This is a genomic window from Flavobacterium sp. RNTU_13 (assembly GCF_046614455.1).
Taxonomy (GTDB): domain Bacteria; phylum Bacteroidota; class Bacteroidia; order Flavobacteriales; family Flavobacteriaceae; genus Flavobacterium.
Window position 1 is genome coordinate 881602 of record NZ_JBKJHB010000001.1, and the last position, 25788, is coordinate 907389.

A 25788-nucleotide genomic window follows, 5' to 3' on the forward strand; every position below is an offset into this window, starting at 1 on the left:
GTACTATTTATTTATCGCTATATTTGACGGTTTACCAAATAGTATTTATTCCATGAGGTATTGGCGCATTTTACTTTTACTTTTTGTATATACACCGCTTTGGGCCCAGCAAACACTGGCTGGCCTTGATGCGGAAATTAATAAGCGATCTGTATACGAAGCCGCCAAAAAACAACGTATAGCCCAGCTGCAAAACTATCTTACTGCAAAAGACCTTTCGCCACAGGAGCGTTTCGCCATTAATGGCAGGCTGGTTGCCGAATATATTCCGTACAAGTTTACCAGTGCCGTAAGCCATTTAGAAGAAAACATACGCCTTGCCGAAACAATGGGCAATATTACCCTGCAATATAAAACCGAATTGCAGCTTGCAGAGCTGTTATCATCATCGGGCAACTATGCCGAGGCCGCAGATGTGCAGGCCACAGTAAACCGGAAATTACTGCCCGATACATTACTAAGTCAGTATTATTACGGCAAGATTTGGCTTAATTTCAGGCTCAAGTTTTATAGTGCACACCAGGCTACCCGTAATAAATATGACAGGGTTTACAATGCATATACAGATAGTTTACTGGCGCGGTTACAACCCGGTACAGAGGCCTATCTTAATATAGTGGAAATGCGTTACCGCGATAAGGGCGATTACCTTAAAAACCGGGAGGCAAACCTGAAAAGGCTTTCTATGGCCACCCCGGGTGAAAGGCCCTACAGCAGCATTACGTTTTTTTTAGCGCAAAGCTACCTGCAGCAAAACAATACAGAGCAGTATAAAAAGTACCTGGTGCTCAGTGCAATTTCAGATATAAAGTCGGCTACCCGCGATTGTGCATCGCTTACGGCCTTGGCGGTACAACTGTTTAAGGAGGGCGATATAGAACGCGCGCACCGCTACATAAACATAGCTTTTGAAGACGCATCGTTTTACAACAGCAGGCTGCGGTTACAATCGGTTTCATCTGTACTGCCGTTAATTACAAAAACGTATGACGAGGCGGTACAGAAAGAAAAAAGCAAGCTTACGGCCACCGTTATTATAATTAGCGTATTATCTGTATTGTTATTGTGCCTTGTGTTTTACATCTGGAAACAGTACCGAAACCTTAAGGCAGCACGCCACAACCTGGAAGCGGCTAATAGCCGCCTTAGCCAGCTAAACGCCCAGCTACAGCATACTAACTCTGAACTTAAAAACCTGTACGGCGAACTTGCCGATACTAACCGGGTTAAGGAGTACTATATAGGTACCTTGCTCAATTTTTGTTCTGATTATTTAGATAAGCTTGATGTGTACCGAAAAACGGTAAACAAAATGATTATAGCAAAACAGGTTACAGAACTGCTGGACCGTACTAAATCGCCACAGCTTGTAGAGGAAGAAATAGAACGTTTTTACAAAAATTTTGATAGTATTTTCCTGCATATTTATCCGGACTTTGTAGCAAAGCTAAATGCGCTGCTTTTACCCGATGAACAAATACAATTAAAAAAAGGCGAACTACTAAATACCGAACTAAGGGTTTTTGCACTCATCCGGCTTGGTATTACAGATAGTGCCGGTATTGCAAAACTGCTCCGCTACTCGGTTAATACCATTTACAACTATAGGGTAAAAACAAAGAACAAAGCCATTTCTCGCGACGACTTTGAGGAAAAGGTACTTAAAATTGGTGCATTTTCTTCGTTGTAATGCTTTTGTAGGGCTATTAAAACCACTACTTTTTTTAGGTTTTGTAAAATTTCTAATAGTTTGATTTACATTTTATTAACTGTATAATCTCATTTTATACATCCACTTATTTTATACCAGCACTGTTTTTGTGCGCTTAGGTGTAGTTTCTTCGCAAACGATTTAGTATACAACCCAAATCTTTAATCATTTTATTCCACTCAATTATGAAGAAACTATTACTATTATGCAGCTTTGTGCTGGGTATGGGCTATATGCAGGCGCAGTCGCTTTCGCAGAGCATGTATGTAGACTTTGGCCCTACCGGGGGTACAAATGGGGCTATTACCCCAAGCCCCGATGCAAACGGGCATTACTGGAACAATGCTACCAATGGTGCACTTGGTGCAGCGTACGACATTGTAAATGCTAACAATGCCGACACCGGCATAAACATGACCGTAACCGATAACTTTGTGGTAAACACTTCCACTAATTACGGTCCTACTGCGGTAACACAATCGGCACTGGGTGACCTTGCCATAAGCACCGCTACCCAGGATTATTTTTATCTTGAAACAGGAGGTTCTGCAAACAGTACAGGGCAGCTTACCTTTACCAACCTGAATCCGCAAAAAGGATACAAATTTTATATTTTTGGCTCAAGGCCTACCAGCAATGTGCGTATTTCCCAATATGTATTTACTGGCTTAAACAGTTTTACCGGACAGCTGCAAACCAGCGATGGTAGTACAGGAAATCTTACCGGCATACTGGGTACCGAAATGCTTACACCCGATGCTTCCGGTAAAATAACCCTAAACATGAGCATACTGCAAAACTCTTTTGCATACATAAACGCTATGCGTATAGAAGAGTATACCGATATGCCTGTGGTAGATGTGGCATCTATTACGGTAACTGGAGCTAATATTACTAACAGCGGGCAGTCAGCGCAAATGACTGCTACAGTTTTACCGGCAAACGCTACGTTTCAAAATGTGGTTTGGAGTACATCAAACCCTGCTATAGCGGTAATAAACAACAACGGTGTGCTTATGCCGGTAGGTAATGGTTCGGTAACGGTAAAAGCCGCCAGCGCTCAGAATCCCGATGTATTTGGCACGGCAGATGTTACGGTAACCGGGCAGATTACACAGCTTTACTTTAGCGGAAGCGCTACCGAAAATGGCGACAATCCGCAAACGGCACTACCCATGCACATGGTTACCGGTACAAACGGGGTGGTAAGCAATGTGTTTGAAATTTACACTTCCATTGCAGATGCCGGGACACTGCGTTTTTACACTACCCAGGATGACAATGCCACAATATACGGCCTGGGAAGCGCACAAGGTACCTTGGCACTTAGCGGCCCGGGTATAGACCCTGACCAAACGGGTACGGTACTTATTACGGTAAACCTTACTTCTAACACGTACACCATTACACCTATAAACTGGAGTGTAGTGGGCAGCAGCATAGCTAACGGATGGAATGGCGATGCCCCACTAACATACCAGGGCAACGGTATATGGAGCAATACAATAAACATGACAGTGGTAGGAACCGATACTAATCCACGTTTTGTATTTAAAGGCAACCAGTCCTGGAACTATGTGTTTAAAAAAGTAGCAGGCAGCCAAAATTCGGTTGTAATGGAGAGCCAGGCTAACGAGTTTGGCATAACCATGAGCGATATAGATTTAAGGTACGGTAACTTTGTTATTACCCTTAATCTTAATAATTACACCTACGGAATACAGTGTGTAGCTATAGATGAGCACAAAATTTCGTTCATGGGATCTTCTGTAATGAACGGGCAAGGCGCTACAAACATGCAGGGATATGCATACAAGTATAACGACCTGCTTCAGCAAAGGGCGGCTAACGGAAGCCCGGCATTTTTCAGGAGCAATATTTCGGTTAACGGAAACAACACTACGGCGGCACTAGCACGCTACGAAAAAGACCTTGAAGGTGATTGTGGTACGTATGTAATTTTTGGACTTGCACTGGGCAATGAAGGCATACACGAAAACGGCCAAACGGCTTACGATTCGTACAACACTAACTTACAGTTACTAATACAAAAAGCTGTAGCCGATGGCAAAACACCATTGGTTATAAATAACTACGTTCGTGGTGATTATAACGCTGCGGACTATAATTACGTAAAGCAGATGAACCTGCTTATGGCACAATGGAACGTGCCGAGCACTAACACGTTGGGTGCTACAGATAACGGTACCGGTAACTGGGTAGAGGGCTACTGGTCAGATTCGCTTCACCCGAATGACGCCGGCCATAACGAAATGTTTTATGCCATGGTACCCTCTGTTTTTGATGCCATAGCGGCAGGAAAACCCCAACCGGTTATTGCCACTACTGCAGGTATTTCACCAGATCCTACGGCTACACAAAGCGTGCTGAAGTTTACACCAGATAATATGATTCACCCGTTTACAAACGTGGTTGATTTTAAAACTACCGCTACAGGCCGTATAGCGGCGTTTAGCACGGCTACAACTGCCGAAGGTGTAATAAGTATTAACGCCCAGGGTATACCTGTATATACGTCTCCCGCCGGAGCTACTGTAACAGGTACTACTGCTGTAAACGATGGCAACTGGCACACTGTGGCTCTTACGCATTACTATGCACGCGGCACTACCTTACTTTATGTAGATGGTGTACTTGCCGGAAGCACTAATGAGCAACTGGAGGCTAAAGTATTTAGCCTGCACGGTACTAATGCACCTGCAGATGTTACTTACCGTAACTGGTATTTTTACCGCTCGGGGATGAATGACCTGGAAATTGCAGCCCTTTATAACGGTACGCTGCTTAAGTCGAGCCTTGAGCTGTATGCCCCATTGAACGGCGATGCCGAAACGGCTAATGCTATGTTTACTAACCTGGCCCAGAGTACCGTAAGTGTAGATGCCAGTGGTTTTACCGTATTAGGCACCGGCAATGTTGTAGCCGATAGTAAAAATATGACAGCTTACCCAAATCCGGTAAACGATATCCTGAACATAAATGTGGCAAAAAACCTGCCCGTAAACAGCGTACAGGTGTACAACACACTGGGCATGCTGGTAAAAGAAACTACTAATACAGCTAGCATAAGCCTTGCAGGCCTGCAAGAAGGTGTATATGTTGTAAAAGTACAGGCGGGTAATACTACCGGAATGTTTAAGATAGTTAAACGATAATTTTATTTAACAATTTGATAGTTATTTATTAGAATGCAGTAATGAGAAAAGCCGTGCCTTGAATCAGCACGGCTTTATTTTTTTATTTCTATGTGGTAAAATAATTACCACTCACATAAATGCTTTTAGTAATAAAAAAAAGACCGTCGGGGGAGACGGTCTTACGTTTTTGGCATTGTAAAAATGAAGATAATCGGGAAATGCCTCTTTATGCAGTTTTAAGTCTTAAATACGGTTAACGTAAAATTGGGGGACGTTTGTTGTATTTATCTGTTACAAATGTACATGGCTTACATAAGAAATATTGGATTATTAGGCTAATGCATTTTATGTGCCGACGAATGGTATTGTTGTGTCGACAAAATGAAATTTTTAACGTATTTTCTGACAATAAGTAGGGTTTATATGGCGTTTAGTGTAATATGGTTAAACACATGCGTATTTTGGCACAAGTCATCTGTACTTCTTTTTCTCTATGTTAGTATAAGTAAAAACAATGGTAAACGCTGTCATTGTACTGTGAGTAGAGGTACTTTTGTACTGTATCCAAAACGCAACGATTACTGTAAATTTTCCCTAAATGCTATTTAAAAACACCGCTAGTCCCCTGCGGTGTTTTTTTATTTGTAATGTTTGGTACAGCTGTCTGAGGAGCAGCTATCGCATGATGTGCCACAATCGCGGTTAAAAAGCGCAAGGAGTAAAAGCAGTCCTGCCGGTATAAGCAATAAGTACTGTTCTTCTGCCACTGCCTGGTATATTATAATGCCTGATAACACAAACCGTAAAATGCGCGATACCGTAAAATATTTCATAGCCTTAAAAATTTAAAGGATGTAAAGTAATGCAAATAGCCTTACTATGTCTGCTACAAAAGTTACATAGCGCCAAATAAAAAAACACCGCCTTTGTAAAAAGCGGTGAATAGTATGATTGATGATGAAACGGCTGTAGTTATATCCTTGGCCTTTCATAGAAGGCAGGTGGCTCTATGCCCAGGCCGCGCAGGTATACATAACCTTGGCCGCGGTGGTGTATTTCATTATCTATAAAGTACAGTATAGTACTAAGCACTGTACCGGGATAACTGCCAAATGCCACAATTTCTTCAGCAAAGCGCTCTTCTGTAAGCTGTTGCCAATATGCGTCCAGGCGGCTGGTGGTAGCATCCCATACGGCAAGGAGTTCTTCTTTTGTTTTCGGCAGGCCTTCGCCCGTATCGTGCGACAGGTAAGCATCCCATTCGTTAGTAGCAAGGCCTTTAATCCCTGCGCTGGCTAAGTCTGTTACCTCCATAGCCATGATAAAGAAAGGGCGCATGCCGCCTATGCGGTATTCAAACAGTTCCTTTTCAGGAAAAGCCTCAATAACCCTGCGGGTAAGGCTGCGATGCCCCTGCCAGTGGTGTAGTAGTTGTTCTTTGCTAATGATTGCTGTTGCGGTTTGTACGTGTTCCATAACTCTTGCTTATTTTTTGATTACAGTACAAAAGTAGCCCCCGTTAATGACAGCCCTATGTCAGCAGGAATTTTAAAAAGTAAAATATTTTCAGGAAATGTTTATTTCAGATACCATGTCTCCGGTAATGGCATATACTGCATTGCCCTGTTGTGGCGTCATAACAAAGGTACCCGTAAACTCCCCAAATGCCGGTAATATCATTTGACTCCCGGTACGAAAAAAACACGGTAGTTTAAGAAATTGCCTGCCTGCCCCTTTAAGTTCAACGGCGGGGTGTATGTGTCCGCAAAGTGTGAAAAAACTCTCGCGTTCTTCAGGGTGATGGGTAAGCAAAAAACCATTTGTAGACCACTCGCTTACCACTTGTATGTTTATGGCCTCGTATTTTCTCGGATGGATAATATCGTGGTTTCCGGCAACGAGCACTATGGGTAAGCCCGTTTTAGCTACCCAGCCGCTAAACAGGTCCCACTCTTTATTAAGGCTACTATGAAAAAGGTCGCCCAGGAAACAAATACCCTCCGGCTGAAACAGCCCTATTACGGTATCCATTTTCTGGTAGTTTTTAAACATAGCCTGCCCAGGTAAAGCCACCCCGTGCTTACGGAAGTGCGACACCTTGCCTAAATGTACATCGCTAATAAGCAACAGGCGTTTTTGTACCCAGTAAACAGCTCCGGTACAGTGCAGGATGAATTCGTTTTGGTTAATGGTAATACTGTGGGTCATGCGGCTGCAAAGATACTTTGTAACACGCCGCGCACCTAATTTTTAACTTTTGATGATAGTGTATTATTAAACTAATTCCTGTGTTTGTAAAGCAAGCACCTAAAGCTGCATTTTCTACTTCATGTAACTGGCCGTCATTTTTTTAATACGCTCAGCCAGCGTTTCAGATGATAAGCGTTCGCGCAGCCTGTCGGTTATTATAGGGAAGCTAAATGGCGTGGGTTTTTCGCATTGTTTCCATACTATTTCCTGGCCCTCTATGCGGTTTAGCGCCGTTAACAGGCGGCCCTCCTCCAACTGGTGCTCAAAGGTTTCACGGTACGCCTGCTGAAACAACAGGTTTTCGGGTTCGTAATCCCTGAATACCTCAAAAATCAACTGGCTGCTACTTTGCAGATGCTTTGTTTTTAGCATTTTGCCCGGATAACCTGTAAACACCAGGCCAGATATTACGGCAATATCCCTAAACTTTCGGCGGGCCATTTCGGTAGCGTTAAGGCTGTGTTGCAGGTCGGCGTGAAGGTGTGTGGTGGTAAACAGGTCGTTATCCAGCACTTGCTGCATATCAATGGGCTTATCGCTCAGCAATTCAAAACCATAGTCGTTATACGCCAGCGAAAACGTAATGGGCTCCAGCAGGCTTATACGATAGGCCATAAGGCTGGCAAGGGCTTCGTGCACGTAACGGCCTTCAAACGGATAAAAAATGGCATGGTACCCTTCGCGGCTTTTAAAGGTTTCTATTAAAAACTGGGCATCGGTAGGTACAATGCTTTCCTTACGCTGTCGCGCAAAAACAGGGTATAGTGCGTAGAGTTCGGGTGTCTTTTCATCGGTATTCGCCGAATAGAGTTCCTCACGCAGCAGCTCGCTCATTTGTGCCGAAAGCGTAAGCCTTCCGCCCATCCAGGTGGCGTGCTGCGCCTTGGCACCCGGGTCTGCCCGGCGTACCAGCACTTCCATATTTTTTATACGGTACAGTTCCAGTTTTCTTCCGGCAAAAATAAACACGTCGCCGGGGTTAAGTTTAGATACAAACCATTCTTCGATACTGCCTATATAGCCTCCGCCAAAAAACTTTACGTTCATAACCGCATCGCCTACAATAGTGCCTATCTGCATACGGTGGCGCAGTGCTACCTGCCGGCTGTTTACCTTAAACCTGCCATCGGCTTCTATTTCCACCTTTTTATACTCGTCGTAGGCCTGAAGGCTTTGGCTGCCTCGGGTTATAAAATTAAGACAAAACTGAAAATCGTCTCGCGTTATCCCCTGAAAGCAAAATGTGCCCTGTACTTCTTTAAATATCTCATCGGGGTAAAACCCATCGCTTACTGCAAGGGTTACCAGATATTGTATGAGTACATCCCAGCTGTTAAGGTACGGTATGCGGTCTTCCACTACGGTTTCCTGTACCGCTTTTCGCAAAGCCGATGCCTCTATAAGTTCTATGGCATGGGTAGCCAGGAAGTAAATGTTACTTTCCTGACCCGGACGGTGCCCGCTGCGGCCTGCCCGCTGCAGGAAGCGCGCTACGCCCTTAGGCCCGCCTACCTGTACTACGGTTTCTACCGGGGCAAAGTCTACCCCAAGGTCCAGGCTACTGGTGCACACTACGGCTTTTAGCTGTTCATCCCGTATGGCCTGCTCTACCCAAACGCGGGTTTCCCGGGCTATAGACCCGTGGTGCATGGCAATTTCTCCGGCAAATTCAGGGTATTTATCCAGCAGGGCCTGAAACCATATTTCACACGCCGATCTTACGTTAGTAAAAATCAGTGTGGTGCGGCTGTTTTTAATAATTGTGGCTACTTCGTCTATAAGATGCAGCCCCATATGACCCCGCCACGGATATGCATCCATGGTTGGCGGGATGATGGATTTTACATTTATTTTTTTATTGATGTGCGCACGTATAAGAGTACTGTTTTTTAAAGCATCAGAATCATGGCCTAAAAGTACTTCCATGGCCTGTGGCAGGTTACCTATAGTAGCCGATATGCCCCAAATGCGCAGCTTAGGTGCTACTGCCTTTAAACGGCTTAGAGCCAGTTCTACCTGCACGCCCCTTTTAGTGCCCAGAAGTTCGTGCCACTCGTCTATAATAATGGCGCTGCAGGTTTTAAAGACAGAGGCGTAGTCTTTACTGGCCAGCATTAACTGCATACTTTCGGGGGTGGTTATCAGCAGGTCCGGTATTTTCTTTTTTTGTTTGGTACGTTCTGCCGATGAGGTATCGCCTGTACGTATACCCACTGTAAGTTGTGTACCCAGGTCGTTAGCTACGCGTTCTGCCGCTTGCTGTATCTCTACAGAGAGTGCCCGCAGCGGCGTTATCCAAATGGCTTTAAGGCCGGGTTTATGTTTTGTTTGATAATCAGGATTCGACTTTATATATTCTAAAACTACAGGGAACCAAAGCGCATAAGTTTTTCCGCTGCCTGTGGGCGCATTTAGCAGGCCGTGCTTTCCTTGTAAAAAAGCCGTCCAGGTTTGCTGCTGAAACGGAAAGGGTTTCCACCCGCAATCCGTAAACCAGTCTTGTGCTATGTTAAACAGTTGTTCCCTGTTCATTTTTTATAGTGATAATATTTTGGTGTCGTTAACTACGTCTACTTAGTTGACTTTATAACTTTCGACTTTACAGCTTTATGACTCATTTTGGTATCATTGCTTTTAAATCCTCAATGCTATTGGCATCTTCTATAGCCTTATCATGGCGCCAGCGTAGTATACGTGGGAAACGTGTAGCTATACCGCTTTTGTGCCTGCCGGATAACGATATACCTTCAAAGCCTATTTCAAAAACCAGCTTTGGGGTTACGCTTCTTACCGGCCCGAAACGTTCCAGGGTGTTTTTCTTTATATAATCATCTACCATCCTGAATTCTGCATCGGTTAACCCTGAGTATGCTTTAGCAAAGGTTACCAGTTCTTTAGTGCCATCATCTTTGGTTTCCCAAAGCGCAAAAGTATAGTCTGTAAAAAGGTTGCTTCGCCTGCCATGGCCGCGCATGGCGTAGGTAAGCACGGCATCTATGCTAAAAGGGTCCAACTTCCACTTCCACCAGTCGCCTTTTTTCCTGCCCACCCCGTACACCGAATCGTTTCGCTTAAACATAAGCCCCTCGCTGCGCAGGTCGCGGGCTTTGGCTTTTTCATGAAGCGCATGCTCCCACTCGGTTAGTGTAATACGTTCTGAAAGTTGTAATGGCAGCGCGTAGTCGGCCACATTTTTATAAAGCTGTTCCAGCAAAGCCCGGCGCTCCGTGTAGGGCAGGTTTCTTATATCCTTGCCATTCCACTCCAGCAAATCATAAGCCCGAATGATTACCGGTGTTTTTTTCAGTAGGGAAGGGGTTACTGTTTTTCGGCCTATACGGGTTTGCAGGTCGTTAAATGATCCTATGGTATTATCTATCCACGGCAGGATTTCGCCATCTATAACAGTACCATCGGGTATAATGCCCATAAAGCTGTTAAACTCCGGGTACTTATCGGTTACCAGTTCTTCTCCGCGGCTCCATATAAACAGTTGCCCGTTCCTTAGTATGGTTTGGCTGCGTATGCCGTCCCATTTGTGTTCTGCGCTCCAGTCGGCTACATTGCCCAGGTCTGCCGGTTCGTTTTCAATGGCGTGTGCCAGGTAAAATGGGTACGGACGGCTGAGGTTATCGCCGGCTTTTTCTTCTAAGACCAAATCCCGGAAACTAACCGTGTCCGGATTCCATTCGCCCATAAGTTTGTACGCCAGTACATCTTCATTTACACCAGTTGCACGGCTCAGCGCACGGGTCATTAGTTTCTGGCTTACGCCAATGCGGAAACTCCCTGTAATCAGTTTTGTAAAAACAAACCGTTCGTAGTAATTCAGTCTGAGCCAGTTTTCCTGTAAATAGTTTTTTTTATATTCATCGGTTTGCTTTTTCAGGTGTATCATTTCCTGCACAAACTCGGTAAGGCTTTTGTCAGAATTGTCAGTAGAGTTAGGTATAACAAGCGCTATGGTTTCGGCGAGGTCGCCCACTATGTGGTAACTGTCTTCAAACAGCCACAGCGGAATATTAGCCAGCTCTGCCGCCCACAAGCGTAGCAATGTGGTGTTTACCGGACGGGGAGGCCTGCGGTGCGACAGTATGGCTATGGTCCATACCTTGTCGGTATCGCTTGCCGTACGGAAATATTGCGTAAGGGCATCTACCTTAACATTAGTTTTATTGCTGCTGTCCAGCGTTTTTATGAGCTCTGCGAAAAGTTTCATAGGGCACCTCCTTCCGTATCCTGTGCTTCGGGGTTGGCAACAGCTTCCACCTCGCCCTCATCACCTTCATACTGGGTGTGCTCTGTACGGGCATCGTAGCCCATTTCGCGCAGGTAGGCACTAAAAATATCACTATAGCCATGGGTGCATATTATTTTTTCGGCTCCGGTAGCTTTTATGCTTTCCAGCAGTCCCTGAAAATCGCAGTGGTCGCTCATTACAAACCCCTTGTCTATGGCACGGCGTTTACGTGCGCCCCTAAAGGCCATCCATCCGCTTGCCGAACCGGTAACGTAGGGGGTAAGCCTTTTTATCCAGGGTGTGCCGTGTGCGCTGGGCGGTGCAATTACGATACTGCCTGCTATGTCTTCTTTTTTTGTATCTCTTGTAATGAGTGTAGTTTCCGGGAAAGTAATCATAGGCCGAAGCACGTTAGTCATGTTTTCTACTGCGCCATGTGTGCATATTTTCCCTATGGAGGGATCCAGGTATTTTAGAATACGCTGTGCCTTACCCAGTGTGTAGGCAAAAATAACCGAGGTTTGACCCTCGGCGCGGTTTTGTGCCCACCACGCATTCACATCGGCCATTACCTCTGCCTGTGGCAACCATTTAAATGCCGGAAGCCCGAAGGTGTTTTCGGTAATAAAAGTATGGCACTTTACTACTTCGTAAGGTGTGCTAATGCCATCGTCTTCAGTTTTGTAATCCCCTGTAAAAACCCAAACTTCACCCTTGTATTCTACCCGTACCTGTGCGCTGCCTATAATGTGCCCCGCCGGATGAAAGCTAAAAGTAACCCCGTTTATGGTAAAGGTTTCTCCCCAGTTTTTCCCGGTAACTATTATATCACCTAACCGGTGTTGTATGATGGGCACGTTTTGATGATGGGTTATATAGCTGCCGTGCCCCCAACGCGCATGGTCGCTGTGCCCGTGGGTTATAATGGCTTTTGGTACTGCGCGCCACGGATCCAGGTATACATCGGCCTGTGCGCAGTAAATGCCTTTATCGTTAAATGCAAGCAGGGGTTGCCTCATTAGGTTTAGGTTTTTGTACCAATAAAGATACAACCTGCGCTATTGTTAACAGCATAGCTTTTGCCAAGTTTAACGTTTGTTTACGTAAGATTTAACCCGTGTGGCATAAAGCAAAAACGGCTTCCTTTTTACAGGAAGCCGTTCTTAGATTTTATTTTGGTAAAACTGTTACTGTAGTTTTACGTTGTCTATTTGCATAGTAGTAGTAACACCGGTTGCAGAACCAGTATACTCAAATATTACATAACCCTGGCCGGTAGCCGGTATAGCATAAGTACCACTGTTTGTAAAGTTAGTAGCGTAACCGTTAGAACTACCAGAAGCAATGCTAAATTTATTAGTAATATCTACAAGGGTAGCATCGTTTATGTTACCGCCCGGTGTATAGTTAGTACTGTAGTATACTTTTAGCACGTCTCCGTTACTATAACCGTCTTTGGTCTGGAACGAAAGGTTTTTGTTCGTAGTAAAGTTAGCCGGAACTATATAAAGTACCCTGTTTGCAGCAGATGTATTTCTGAAAGCTGAAAACTGTATGTACTTATTATTACCAAAGGTTTTTACCTGCCAGTAGAAATTACCTACAACAGCATCATTAATTGCATTAGGGAATGTAGAAGCGTTTAAAGCGTAGCTTTCAAATGTTTCGTTAAACGCACCGTATACAAGGTTTGTACCTACAATTGCCGGAGCCGGGTCTATCCTTACATCATTAGTTAGTTTAATATCTTCTTTAGAGCGTGCAAAGAACTGGTAGTCGCTGCCATACTTTGTAAGTACGCCACGGATGTTTCCGCTTTGTGAAGGGATTTTATTACCCGAAAAATTAGCGTAGCTGCTGGTACGGAATGCCAGTGTATTACCCGATGCATCTGTAATTAAGCGGTTTGTAGCACCACCTGCAGTAGCAGAAATGTTATCTTCAAAGTATGTTTTTCCTACCTCTGCATCTGCAAACTGTACATTTTTAAGTTCTATAAGCGTACCAAGGTTAGCGTCGTTTAGCGCCTGTGTAAGGGTTAACTCTCTTACCAGCTGCTCTTCGCTAACTTCCTCGCAAGATGGTACTACGTACTTAGCGTACTTGTACTCAGGGATACGGCCAAACGCAAGTTGTACCGAAGGATTTTGAGGATCAAGCCCGTTGCTGCTGTACTGGTCGCCTATTGAAAGGATACCGTTTTGCAGCATGGTGTATAAGTCTTTCAGTTTTACGTACACCTTACGGCCCGGATAAAAATTATCACCAAAAAGAGTTGTTTTGTCTATAGCTACTGTAAAACCTACCGGAGCAGAACCGTCTGCAGGTTTGGTTTGAAAGTAAACAGCCTTAAAGAAGTTACCTGCTTCATCGCTAGATGTTACATAACCTTCAATAACGTCGTCCGGAACGTATTTTGCGTATGCCGTAGGTGTTACAGCTTTTACATCGGCTACGCTCTTGTTTGCTGTAATTCCGGGATCTACACAGTTCATATTTGGTACGCCAAAGTCTTCATCTATACAGCTTGTAAGAGAAGCTGAAACGGCAAGCGCCAATACTGCTGATTTTATATAATGTTTCATAGTCATTTTTTTGAGATTATTGTACAATCACGTTGTCTATCTGGTAAGAGCCGTCTAAATCAGCGTTAGTACCAGAACCTGTAACTTTAAATGCAATGTGTACTTTAGAACCTGTGTATGCAGCAAGGTTTACATCGCCACTGTTTATAAACTCAAAGTACTTAGAGCTTGTAGTAGGCAGGGTAGCACTTAGCGGTGTCCAGGTAGCTGCAGTTACATTGGTACCGTCGTAATCTTTAGATATAAGTACCTCAAGTTTGTTAGCGCTTGACGATACATAACTCTGCGAAGCTTTAAAGTTAAGTTTGTGGTCTTTACCATCATTAAGATCAAGTACAGGAGTTATTAACCATCCTACGTTAGAGGCATCTCCAGACGAGTACGGGTTAAACTCTGCATAACCGTTACCGCTATACACCTGTATCATCCATTTCTTGTTACCCGCTTCGTTGTAGTTTGTCCAACCGTTAATAGCAAGAAGTGAATTGTCTTCGCCCTTAGAAAAGGTTTGAGACACCTTAACCGGAACGTATGCAGGTAATTGCGTATCTTCATCGCAGCTAACAACCGCCGGGGCTATTACTGCAGATAATAATAAAACCTTAAAAATATTTCTCATAGCCATTTAATTAGAAGTTTATGTAAAGGTTTACAAAGTAGTTTCTGCCGAAACCGTAGAAGTACTTAGGAGCAAAAGCAGGAGTTCCGCTTAGTACATCCTGGCTAAGGTTTTGGTAGTTTGATTTCCTTGCTTGTTCAAAACCGCCTGTTTTGTAAATCTCGTTAAATACGTTGTTAACGCTTGCAAAGAAACCTACTGTTTGCTTGCCTATCCTCCAAGACTTACCACCCTGAATGTTAATAAGGGTAATAGGGTCAAATTTTTCTTGTTTTAGTAGCCTGTTTGCAAGCGCTGTGTCTATGTTGTCAAAAGCAACACCTGTAGCTGGGTCTTTAAAGAAGTTAGATGTTCTTAATAGTGCAGATACATCTACGTAGCGGTCTGCAAGGTAGTTAGCGTTAGCGCCTACCCACCAGAAGTGAGGATCGCGGTATTCTACACCTACAGAGTAAGCCTGCTCTGGCATACCAGGTAATTTGTAGTTTTTAAGGTATGATTTACCAAAGTCTACAGTAGTTACAGGAGAACCACCGGCTATAGTACCTACACCAGAAGCGTCTTCTACTGCAAGTGCATCGTTGTTTACAGATACGTTAGGGTTGTTAGTATATATGTACTGGCCTATAGATGCTGCACCTTTTACAGTAATAGTACTGGTTAGGTTGTATTCTATACCAAATTCTCCACCCATCATACGCTTGCTTATGTTTGTAACTGTTTCTGCTACAAACGCATTATCTTCACCGGTATTGCTGGTATCCTCAAATATACCTTCACCGTAGAAGAATGAAGTTTCTACTGAGTTTTGAGTAGTGTTGTAGAAACCTGTAAGGCGTGCCTTAAGTTTAGGAGCCCTTATAACGTAGTTAATATCTCCACCGCTTACAATTTCGCTGGTAATACCGTCTACTATACTGTTGTTTATCCTTGCGTTAGGGAATGTGTTACGCAGGGTAGGCGCCTGTGTCATGCGTACTGCATTTAGTACAATCATGTTACGGCCGTTGATTTTGTAAGTAAGTCCACCTTTAAAACCAAAGTTTTCAAAAGTAACTGTTTGGCTCTTGCCAAAAGAGTTGTTAGCGTAGATACCGTTCCTGTAAAGACCGTCTCTGTAGTATTCGCTCCTAGAGTAGGTTTGGCCAAGGTAAAAATCAAACTTCTTGTAGTTAAATTTAAACTGGGTAAACGCATCTACAACATTAGCCCAAAGATTATAGTTGTAACCAAAAGTATCTCCCACACCTACTTGCCTGTTAGGGTTGTTAAGGTCGCTTTGAGAGAAATCACCCTGATAGAAGTTGTCTATATCTGAGTAGAACTGGCCTCCAAGAAGGTCTAGTAAGTTTTGGAAATTGTGCGATTTAAGCCTTCTGTATGTAACGCCACCGTTCATAGAAATGTTGTCGGCAAGCTGAGAACGAAGTATTGTATTTGCAGTAAATGTCTTGTCGTCTGTACGGTCTTCATAAAGAACGTATGCGCTGCGTCCGGTAGCAGTGTTCATGTTAGCACGGTAAAGTGCAGTCCAGTCAAGTTGCCTGTTTTTAAGGAAATTTGCACTTGCTGCAGCAGCCACCTGAGGCGCCTGGTTACCTATGTAATCTCCCTGTTCTGTGTACATAGATGTAAAGTAGCTAGGCAGGTTACGGTAGTACGTAGGGTCAGGATTGTTTGCGTTTTGATAATCAAGACGGCTGTTTCCTATTTTACCAAACTGGTAAGATACGTTAGTGTTTAATGAAGTACTTTCGCTAATGTTCCAGTAGTGGCTTAGCATAATAATAGGCTCTTCAATATCTTTCATACGGCTGTTGCGTTTTTTGCCGTTTTGCCATCCCCAGTAAGAGTTGTACTCTTCACCTGCAAGCCTCGTTACCTCGTCAGAGTTTGGTGAGTTTTTACCGCGCCTGTTCTGTGCATAAATGCTGGTAAGGTTAAGGCTGTGCTTGCTGTTTATCTTTTTTTCTACGCTGGCAAAGAATGAATTTGCTGCATAGTTAGTACCTTCAAAATATCCTTCGGTAGCCCACCTTCTTGAAGCAGAAATGGTGTACGCCCATCCGTCAGCACGTAGTCCAGATGCGTAGGTACCCATCATCCTCCAGCTGTAGTTTGTATTAGTACCACTGTAAGATACCCTTACGCCCGGCCTGTAAATGCTGGCGCGCGTGTTTATTTCCTGAGTACCCAGTATGTTACCAAATGTATAGTCAGACGGTGCAGAACCCATAGTAAACTCCTGGTTACGTGTAGCGTCGTTAAGGCCACCCCAGTTACTCCACTGTGGCCTTCCGTCATACAGTTTGTTCATTACCACACCGTTTAGCATAGTAGTACCGTAAGCGTTATCTAAACCTCTAATCCTGAAACGAGCCTGTCCCCAGTTAAAGGCAGCAGCCTGCTGGTAGGTATCACGAGAGCTTTGTAGCAGTCCGGCTGTGTTGTCCGATCCGCTGTTATCGTCACCCAGGTCATTATCTGTAATGGTTATAAGGCCCAGCTGTTGTTCAGAGGTAACATCTTCTTCCAGTGTTATTACTCCAAGGTCAATTGTTTTACCGGCAACACCCACAACACTAAATGTTTGTGGTACAAAACCGGCAGTGGTTACTGTAATTTCATGACTTTCGGCCACAAGGTCGTTAAACACAAAAACACCATCTGCGTTTGTAACCGCGGTTTGGCCTGTAGCCTCTATTGTGGCTACTACGTTTTTAATGGGTTTCTGCGTTTTAGCTTCAACCACCTTACCCTGTACCGATGCTGCTTGCTGCGCCCATGCACATACAACCTGCATTACGAATAAAAGACTGAGTACGAGTTTTTTCATAGATAAATTTAAATTATTTCTTTCCTTTGTTAAGTTAAAAATTTCTTAACGGCGGCAAAGGTACATCATTTCCAAAATATTATTTACTTTTGGCACCCCATTTGTTATAAAAATTGATGTTAAATTAATATTTGTTGATAATGAACAAAAAAATCGCCCTGTTTTTCCTGCTTTTTGCAGTATTTTCAATAAGCACAGGAAACGCACAGGATAAAAAGTACAAGGTGCAAACCATAGCTTTTTACAACGTAGAGAACCTGTTTGACACCATAAACGGGCCAAACAACGACGAAGAATGGCTGCCCGATGGTAACATGCACTGGACAGGCACCAAGTACAAACTGAAGCTGCAACACCTTTCGCGCGTATTAAGCGAGCTGGGTAGCGGCGAAAACCCTCAGCCACCGGCTGTTATAGGCCTTGCCGAGATAGAAAACCGCGGTGTGCTGGAAGATCTTATTAAGCAGCCACTACTAGCCAGTAAAGGCTATGGCATTATCCATTTTGACAGCCCTGATAAAAGGGGTATAGATGTGGCGCTGCTGTACCGTAAAAGCGTATTTAAGCCGTTAAGTTACAAAAAAGTTCCTTTAATGATATTCGATAAGGAAAGAGCAAAGGAAAAGAAAGAGGTTGAAAAACAGGTTGCTGAAGGTAAAAATACGGGTAAGACTGAGGAAGAAATGTCTGTTTACATAAATGTAGATTACAGCGGGCGCATCTACACGCGTGACCAGCTTGTAGTAACTGGCCTGCTGGATGGCGAAGAGGTAAGCTTTGTGGTAAACCACTGGCCATCGCGCTCTGGAGGCGAAAAAAAGAGTGCCCCTAACCGTGAGGCTGCCGCCGCGCTAAACAAAAAGATAATAGATTCGCTCTACGCAAAAAATCCTAACCTGAAGCTGGTTACCATGGGCGACCTTAACGATGGCCCTTACAACGCCAGCGTAAAAGAGGTGCTTGGCGCAAAGGGTAACCGCGATGATGTAAAACCGGGCGGGCTGTATAACCCTATGTACCCTATGAGCGAAAAAGGCATAGGTACCCTGGCACACCGCGATGCATGGGACTTGTTTGACCAAATGATTATTACAGAACCGTTACTTAAAAAAGATTACACATCATACCGTTACTGGAAAGCAGGCGTATATAACAAAACCTACCTTACACAACCGTCGGGTGCGTTTAAAGGATATCCGCTAAGGAACTCTAACGGAGAGGTAGGCTACAGTGACCACTTCGCGGTATACCTGTATTTTATAAAAGAACTTAAATAAATCCAGATTATAAGTACATACAAACCCTGCCGTAAGGCAGGGTTTTTTATTGGTAAAAATGTTAAAAAACCATGTGATTAGCCTGATAATTGTTACCTATGGTTTAAAAACAAATCGCTAAATTTGCCCACATTATAAAATTTTTACACAATGTTACAGACAGCATTTATTAGGGACAACCGTGAGAAAGTAATCAGCGCCCTGGCAAAACGTAATTTTGATGCCACGCCGCTTGTTGATGAAGTTATAGCTCTGGACGAGAAAAGAAGGTCCACACAGGTAGAGCTGGATACCATACTTGCCGAGTCTAACAAGCTGTCGCGTAGCATAGGCGAACTTATGAAAGCCGGTAAAAAAGACGAGGCAACCGCCATGCGTGAGCAAACCGGCCAGTACAAGGAAAGAGCAAAAGAGCTGGAAGAAACTCTTGCTGCGGCTACCGCACAGCTTACAGAAACACTGTACAAGTTGCCAAATACCCCTGCCGATATAGTGCCGGTGGGTAAAACACCGGAAGAAAACCTGGAGGTATACCGCAGCGGAGAAATCCCTGCGCTGCACGAAGGTGCGGTACCACACTGGGACCTGATTAAAAAATATGACATTATAGATTTTGAACTGGGTGTAAAAATCACAGGTGCCGGTTTCCCGGTATACAAAGGCAAGGGAGCTAAGCTGCAACGTGCCCTGATTTCTTACTTCCTGGATAAAAATACCGATGCCGGTTATGCCGAGTTCCAGGTGCCACACCTGGTAAACGAAGCTTCTGGTTATGGTACTGGCCAGCTTCCTGATAAGGAGGGCCAAATGTACCATGCCGTTGCCGATAACCTGTACCTTATTCCTACGGCAGAGGTTCCGGTTACAAACATTTTCCGTGATGTAATCCTGGAGGAAAAAGACCTCCCTGTTATGTGTACAGGCTATACACCGTGTTTCCGCCGCGAGGCAGGTTCATGGGGTGCCCACGTGCGTGGCCTTAACCGCCTGCACCAGTTTGATAAGGTAGAAATTGTGCGTATAGAAAAACCGGAAAACAGCTACGCTGCGCTGGACGGTATGGTAGATCACGTAAAAAATATATTAGACGAGCTAAAACTTCCGTACCGTGTATTACGCCTTTGTGGTGGCGATATGGGCTTTGCATCGGCGCTTACCTACGATTTTGAGGTGTATTCTACCGCACAAGACCGTTGGCTTGAAATCAGCTCAGTGTCTAACTTTGAAACCTTCCAAAGTAACAGGCTAAAACTGCGTTTCCGCGATAAGGAAGGTAAAAACCAGCTGGCACATACCCTAAACGGTAGTTCACTGGCATTGCCACGTGTACTTGCCGGTATACTGGAAAACTATCAAACTCCTGAGGGTATTGTAATCCCAGAAGTGCTAAGGCGCTACACCGGTTTTGATATTATAGATTAATATTTATCCGTAATAGTATTTTTATAAGAAGCCTGTCCTAAATTATAGGGCAGGTTTTTTTATATCTTTAGTGAATGAAAAACCAATTAATCATACTGTTATCTCTTTTCTTTTCAATGGTTTATTCACAAGGAAAACCGTTGGAGAGCTATGTGCCCACAGGGTGGAAACTTTTGGCTAAAGCAACTGGCGATCTTAACAAAGATGGGCTGGATGATGCAGCCATAGTCATAGAAAATACTGACCCGGTCAATATTATAAAAAATGAGGAAGGTCTAGGCGCAAAGGAACTTAATACCAATCCGCGCCATTTACTTATACTGTTTCAGGAAAGTGGTGGCTATGTGCTGAAGCTTATCAATAAGAAGTTTATACCCAGCGAGCATATTGCGGAAGCACCTTGTGTTACAGACCCTTTTTCAGCAGGAGAAGATTTCCGTATTAAAAAACAGGTGTTACATCTAAGGTTCGGCAATTGGTCCAGTTGCGGTAGTTGGTATGCGGGAAGTTCTACATACAAGTTCCGTTTTCAGGAAGATAATTTTATCCTTATCGGTTATGATGAATTTTCCATGCATAGAGCTGCCGGCGATATTTTTAACGAGAGCATCAATTTCCTAACTAAAAAGAAAATCGTTACTACAGGTGGCAATGAGTTCGACCAAAAGCTGAACCATCCCGTAAGCAAAACAACCACAATAAAACTCCCGGTACCCATAAAGCTACAGGATATGCAAGGCATTACCGGCAAGGAATTTAATTTTTAGCGCGTTATTTCGGGTGTAATGGGTATATTTGTTTGTTGCCTGCGCTAAAACTGCTGTTTCAGGCGTTTATGTTTGGTACACTATTAGCAGGTTGTTTGTTGTATGAAAAAATTATTCCTATATATCGCCTTTTTGTTCTCGGTTGCGGCTTTTGCCCAAAACGAGCAACTGGCGCAAAATTATTTTGAAAAAGGCGAGTTTGAAAAAGCCGCTATTATTTACCAGGACCTGGATAAGGCGCAGCCGCGCAACCCATTTTTTGCGCAAAAACTTGCGGAGTGCTACCAGCAGCTTAAACAGTATGATAAGGCTGAAAAGCTACTTAAAGATAAGCTGGAACTCGTAAAAATGCCGTTGCTGCTGGTAGACCTGGGCTACAATTACCAATTGCAAAAAAATCAGCCGAAAGCCGACAGTTATTACAAGGAGGCCGTAGATGCGGTAACAAAAAATCCAGGTAACGTGTACATGATAGCTAACGCTTTCGAGAAAAAAGTGCTTATAAAAGAAGCCCTTGCCACGTACCAGGCCGCCAATGCCGCTAACCCTAACATGAACTTTGATTACCAAATGGCACTTTTGCAGGGTCAGCTGGGTAACATAGAACCCATGATAGAAAAGTTACTGAGTTTTTCTTACCAAAACCCGCAAAACCTGGTGGTGGTACAGAGTCAGCTTTCGCGGTTTATGAACGAGGAAAACACCAGCGACAATTTTAATTCCCTGCTTCGTAAAGCTCTGCTGCTGCAAACACAAAAATCACAGGATGTGTTTTGGAACGAATTCCTGAGCTGGTTCTTTGTGCAGCAAAAAGAATACGGTAAGGCCTTTATACAGCAAAAAGCGGTATATCGCCGAAACCCTGACCTGTTTATTAATATTGTAAACCTTGGCCGCCTGGCTGCCGAGGAGCAGGAAGATGCCACGGCAAAAGAGATTTTCGACTTTGTGGCCCAAAACACCACAGAAACCGATTTGCTTATAGATGCAGAATATTATGTGCTGCAAATAGATATAAAAAACGCAACCGATGCTACCCTGCCGCTCATCAGCCAGCGTATAGCGGCCGATTTAGAAAAGTTTGGCACTACGCCGGGTTCGCTTAAATTGCAGGTACTGAAAGCCGACTTCGAAGCGTTTCAGCTTAAAGACAGCACGGCAGCTCTGGCCACTTTAGACCGTGCCCTGCAAATGCCGCTTAATAAGTTTCAGCAGGCACAGGTAAAAATGAAAATGAGCGATATTTTACTGGCAGGTGAAAAGTTTAACCAGGCGATTTTGTATTATACCCAAATACAGGAAGACCTTAAAAACGACGCTGTGGGTAACGAGGCGAGCTTTAGGGTAGCGCGTGCCAGTTATTTTAAGGGCGATTTTGAATGGGCGCAAAAACAGCTTGGCGTACTAAAGTCGAGCGCGTCTCAACTTATAGCTAACGATGCCATGGAGTTGTTCCTGCTTATTAGCGACAATACGGTGGAAGACAGCCTGCAGGTGGCGCTTAAAAAGTTTGCCCGCGCCGATTTTAAGCTGTATCAAAATAAAAAGGCAGAGGCTTTGCAAATGTTTAAAGACCTACGCGCTACAGATAAAACCGAAAGTATACAAGACGTAACCCTGCTGCGCATAGGCCGCATTTACGAAAGCATGGGGCAGTACGACCTTGCTCTGCAAAGCTATGCCGAAATTATAGATAAATACAAAGACGGCATTTATATAGACGAAGCACTGTTTTTTTCAGCAGAAATATATAGTAAAAAGCTCAATCAGCCCGATAAGGCCAAGCCGCTTTACGAGAAGATGATTTTTGAACACGAAGACAGTATTTACTTTATAGAAGCCCGTAAACAGTACCGTATACTGCGTGGCGATGCACAAAGCAGTTAACCACAGTTATACACACTATACAAGCCCGGCTTTAACACAAAGCCGGGCTTTTTTGTGCGGTGGGTTTAAAAGAAGGGTGTATTTTTGTATTCCTAAAAAGAACAACAATTATGAGCAACGCCGCCCTTATACACAACACCATAAACTTTGTAAAACAACAACTTCAGGGTGCTGAGGGGGGGCACGACTGGTTTCATATCCAACGCGTATATAACAATGCCCTTAATATCGCCGGGGGAGAAGACTGTAACCTTACGGTGGTACAGCTTGGTGCGCTGCTGCATGACGTGGCCGACAGCAAGTTTCATAACGGCGACGAAACTGTGGGGCCTCGTATAGCCCGCGAGTTTTTGGAAAGCCAAAATGTAGACGAAGATACCATACTACACGTGGTGGCCATCATAGAAAATATATCGTTTAAAGGTGGTAATTTTGACAAGAAGTTTAGCAGTAAAGAGCTGGATATTGTTCAGGATGCTGACAGGTTAGACGCTATAGGTGCCATTGGCATAGCGCGCTGTTTTAACTACGGCGGCTTTAAAAATCGCCCGTTGTATGACCCTGCCATAGAGCCCGCAATGGGTATGGATAAGGAAGCGTATAAAAACAGTGTATCGCCTACAATAAATCATTTTTACGAAAAGCTTCTGCTGCTTAAAGACCGCATGAATACCGACACGGGACGTAAAATCGCCGAAGCACGCCACAATTATATGGAGGGTTTCCTGGCGCAGTTCTATGCCGAGTGGGACGGGGAGCTGTAGTTGTTTTTACAATCATTTTCCAGGTGAAATTTCCTTTAAAATGAATAAAAAGCTTTATAGCATGGATTGCTTTACCATGTTAGAAATATTCCAAAAATATTTGCAATATCCTAAAACCCAAGTATTAGTTTGGCAATAGAAAAGTAGATAAGGATACCGCAAATATCGTTACTGGTAGTAATAAAGGGCCCGGTAGATAATGCGGGGTCAAAGCCTACACGGTTTAGCAATATGGGTACAAATGTACCTATAAGCGATGCTATAATGATTACCGATACCAGCGATATGCTTACCGTAATACCCACGGCGTAGCTTACATCGAGCAATATATGGCTTCCGGCTATAAGTATAGATGCCAGTATGGCACCGTTTAGCAAACTGAGTAATACCTCTTTTATAAGGCGGTTCCAAAGGCTGCCGCTTATACTGTTATTGGCCAAACCCTGTACGATAATAGCACTTGACTGTACTCCTACGTTACCGGCCATAGCGGCTATGAGCGGGGTAAAAAAGAACAGTTCTTTATGGTTGTTCATGGCGCCGCTAAAGCTGTTGAGCAACTTTACGCTTACAAACCCACCCAGCAGGGCCAGTACCAGCCACGGAAGGCGTGCACGCGTTAGGTCAAGGATGCTGTCATCAGCCTCTACGTCCTGAGAGATACCCGCCGCAAGCTGGTAATCCTTATCGGCTTCTTCCTTAATTACGTCTACAATGTCGTCTATGGTAATGCGCCCTACAAGCCTGCCCAGTTCGTCTACCACAGGTATGGCTTCCAGGTCATACTTTTGCATAATACGGGCTACTTCCACATCGGGTGTGCTTACCTTAACAAAGTCAACCTTAGGTATATACACATCTTTAATCATACTGCGTGTGCTTGTAACCAGCAGGTCTTTTAAAGACAACCTGCCTTTAAGCCTGCCTTCATCATCTACCACATAAATAGAATGTACACGTTGTACATTAGCCGCCTGTTCGCGCATTTCCTTTACACAGGTAAGTACGCTCCAGTTTTCGTTTACCTGTACAAGCTCTTTACCCATAAGACCACCGGCGGTATCTTCATCATAGCGCAGCAGGTCTACAATGTCTTTGGCGTGTTCTACGTCCTGAATTTCAGAGATTACCTCCTCTTTCATTTCGGCAGGGAGTTCACCTATAATATCGGCAGCATCGTCTGTACTCAGCTCGTCAAGCTCCTCTGCAATTTCTTTTGCAGATAACCCACGCAAAATTTTCTCCCGCACTTCCTCGTCCAGCTCCAGCAGTATCTCGGCTGTTTTTTCGGTATCAAGGATGTGGAAAATATAAATCGCATCAGCATCATCCAGCTCGCCCATAATTTCGGCAATATCGGCGTAGTGAAGATCTTCCAGTAATGCTACCAGTTCATTTTCACGGTTTTCGCTTGCATATTGCTCTATCTGGGCGATGAAATCCCTGCTGATTTTAAACTCCATTGGCTATCTTTTGCGTAAGGGTAATAAATTGCTCTACCGAAAGCTGTTCCGGGCGCAGGTCAAAGATACTATCTTCCTTTAAAATATCAGTGGTTATGTAGCTTTTCAGGCTGTTTCGCAGTGTTTTTCTGCGTTGGTTAAAGGCGGCTTTTACCACCCCGAAAAACAGTTTTTCGTCTACCGGCAGGTGGTAATTTTCTTTCCTCCTGAGCCTTAGCACACCACTTTTTACTTTTGGCGGTGGGTTAAATACGTGTTCCGGTACGGTAAACAGGTATTCGGCATCATAAAATGCCTGTACCAAAACCGAAAGTATGCCGTAGGTTTTACTGCCTTTCTTTTCGCAAATACGTTCGGCAACCTCCTTTTGGAACATACCCGAAAACTCTGGTATACGGTGGCGCATTTCCAAGGTACGGAATACGATTTGCGACGAAATATTATACGGATAGTTGCCTATAATGGCAAACGGGCTGTCGCCCATGGTTTTAGTAATGTCGTATTTCAGGAAATCCTCGCTTATAATATGGTTGTGCAGTTTAAGGTAATGTGCCTGCAGGTATTCTACAGACTCAGTATCTATTTCTATAACAAAGGTTTCAATATCTTTTTGAAGCAGGTACTTTGTAAGCACGCCCATACCGGGCCCTATTTCAAGCACTTTAGTGTAGCCCTGTAGGGTTAGCGAGTCGGCAATGTCTTGGGCTATGCTTTCATCTTTAAGAAAATGCTGCCCCAGGTGCTTTTTAGCTTTTACTTTATCCATGGTGCAAATATCGCTGTTTATGGGGAATAACTAAAAAGGCACC

Annotated in this window: 18 protein-coding genes; 7 read left to right on the forward strand and 11 right to left on the reverse strand. The window is 44.1% G+C overall.

What is annotated here, in order from left to right; genetic code table 11:
- The first annotated feature begins 52 nt into the window (after nt 1-52).
- Nucleotides 53-1690 carry a DUF6377 domain-containing protein gene (locus ACLI08_RS03975; protein WP_411427161.1) on the forward strand — a complete coding sequence of 546 codons (1638 nt, stop codon included), beginning with the start codon at nt 53-55 and terminating at the stop codon, nt 1688-1690.
- Between the two features lie 206 nt (nt 1691-1896).
- Nucleotides 1897-4887 (forward strand): T9SS type A sorting domain-containing protein, encoded by a 2991-nt coding sequence (locus tag ACLI08_RS03980; RefSeq protein WP_411427162.1) that lies wholly within the window; start codon nt 1897-1899, stop codon nt 4885-4887.
- A gap of 620 nt (nt 4888-5507) precedes the next feature.
- Here ACLI08_RS03980 and ACLI08_RS03985 read toward each other — a convergent pair.
- From ACLI08_RS03985 to ACLI08_RS04025, 9 genes are all read right to left on the reverse strand, one after another.
- Entirely contained in the window at nt 5508-5702 is a 195-nt protein-coding gene (locus tag ACLI08_RS03985) for a hypothetical protein (RefSeq protein ID WP_411427163.1), read from the reverse strand.
- Between the two features lie 139 nt (nt 5703-5841).
- Nucleotides 5842-6345, reverse strand: a complete 504-nt coding sequence (locus ACLI08_RS03990) for a DinB family protein (protein ID WP_411427164.1) — start codon at nt 6343-6345, stop codon at nt 5842-5844.
- A 90-nt stretch (nt 6346-6435) separates the two neighbouring features.
- Nucleotides 6436-7077 (reverse strand): ligase-associated DNA damage response endonuclease PdeM, encoded by a 642-nt coding sequence (gene pdeM, locus ACLI08_RS03995; RefSeq protein ID WP_411427165.1) that lies wholly within the window; start codon nt 7075-7077, stop codon nt 6436-6438.
- Between the two features lie 114 nt (nt 7078-7191).
- On the reverse strand, nt 7192-9651 hold the full coding sequence (locus ACLI08_RS04000; protein WP_411427166.1) for a ligase-associated DNA damage response DEXH box helicase: 2460 nt from the start codon (nt 9649-9651) through the stop codon (nt 7192-7194).
- Nucleotides 9652-9733: 82 nt separating this feature from the next.
- Nucleotides 9734-11338 carry an ATP-dependent DNA ligase gene (locus ACLI08_RS04005; RefSeq protein ID WP_411427167.1) on the reverse strand — a complete coding sequence of 535 codons (1605 nt, stop codon included), beginning with the start codon at nt 11336-11338 and terminating at the stop codon, nt 9734-9736.
- The gene (locus ACLI08_RS04010) at nt 11335-12378 is read right to left on the reverse strand and encodes a ligase-associated DNA damage response exonuclease (protein WP_411427168.1); all 1044 of its coding nucleotides are present in this window, start codon (nt 12376-12378) and stop codon (nt 11335-11337) included. Before ACLI08_RS04010 ends, ACLI08_RS04005 begins: the two co-directional genes overlap by 4 nt.
- A gap of 168 nt (nt 12379-12546) precedes the next feature.
- Nucleotides 12547-13944, reverse strand: coding sequence for a DUF5689 domain-containing protein (locus ACLI08_RS04015; protein ID WP_411427169.1), 1398 nt, complete (start codon nt 13942-13944; stop codon nt 12547-12549).
- 16 nt (nt 13945-13960) lie between these two features.
- Nucleotides 13961-14563 (reverse strand): choice-of-anchor J domain-containing protein, encoded by a 603-nt coding sequence (locus ACLI08_RS04020; protein WP_411427170.1) that lies wholly within the window; start codon nt 14561-14563, stop codon nt 13961-13963.
- A 10-nt stretch (nt 14564-14573) separates the two neighbouring features.
- Entirely contained in the window at nt 14574-17399 is a 2826-nt protein-coding gene (locus ACLI08_RS04025) for a carboxypeptidase-like regulatory domain-containing protein (RefSeq protein WP_411427171.1), read from the reverse strand.
- 140 nt (nt 17400-17539) lie between these two features.
- Here ACLI08_RS04025 and ACLI08_RS04030 point away from each other — a divergent pair, with 140 nt between their 5' ends.
- From ACLI08_RS04030 to ACLI08_RS04050, 5 genes are all read left to right on the forward strand, one after another.
- Nucleotides 17540-18676, forward strand: coding sequence for an endonuclease/exonuclease/phosphatase family protein (locus ACLI08_RS04030; protein ID WP_411427172.1), 1137 nt, complete (start codon nt 17540-17542; stop codon nt 18674-18676).
- 150 nt (nt 18677-18826) lie between these two features.
- Nucleotides 18827-20098 carry a serine--tRNA ligase gene (gene serS, locus ACLI08_RS04035; RefSeq protein WP_411427173.1) on the forward strand — a complete coding sequence of 424 codons (1272 nt, stop codon included), beginning with the start codon at nt 18827-18829 and terminating at the stop codon, nt 20096-20098.
- Between the two features lie 74 nt (nt 20099-20172).
- Entirely contained in the window at nt 20173-20865 is a 693-nt protein-coding gene (locus ACLI08_RS04040; RefSeq protein WP_411427174.1) for a hypothetical protein, read from the forward strand.
- Between the two features lie 102 nt (nt 20866-20967).
- Nucleotides 20968-22752, forward strand: a complete 1785-nt coding sequence (locus ACLI08_RS04045; protein ID WP_411427175.1) for a tetratricopeptide repeat protein — start codon at nt 20968-20970, stop codon at nt 22750-22752.
- A gap of 110 nt (nt 22753-22862) precedes the next feature.
- On the forward strand, nt 22863-23516 hold the full coding sequence (locus tag ACLI08_RS04050; protein ID WP_411427176.1) for an HD domain-containing protein: 654 nt from the start codon (nt 22863-22865) through the stop codon (nt 23514-23516).
- Nucleotides 23517-23626: 110 nt separating this feature from the next.
- Here the strand turns inward: ACLI08_RS04050 and mgtE are convergent, their stop codons facing one another.
- Nucleotides 23627-24979 carry a magnesium transporter gene (gene mgtE / locus ACLI08_RS04055; RefSeq protein WP_411427177.1) on the reverse strand — a complete coding sequence of 451 codons (1353 nt, stop codon included), beginning with the start codon at nt 24977-24979 and terminating at the stop codon, nt 23627-23629.
- Nucleotides 24969-25745 (reverse strand): 16S rRNA (adenine(1518)-N(6)/adenine(1519)-N(6))-dimethyltransferase RsmA, encoded by a 777-nt coding sequence (rsmA, locus tag ACLI08_RS04060; protein ID WP_411427178.1) that lies wholly within the window; start codon nt 25743-25745, stop codon nt 24969-24971. Before rsmA ends, mgtE begins: the two co-directional genes overlap by 11 nt.
- Between the last annotated feature and the right edge of the window lie 43 nt (nt 25746-25788).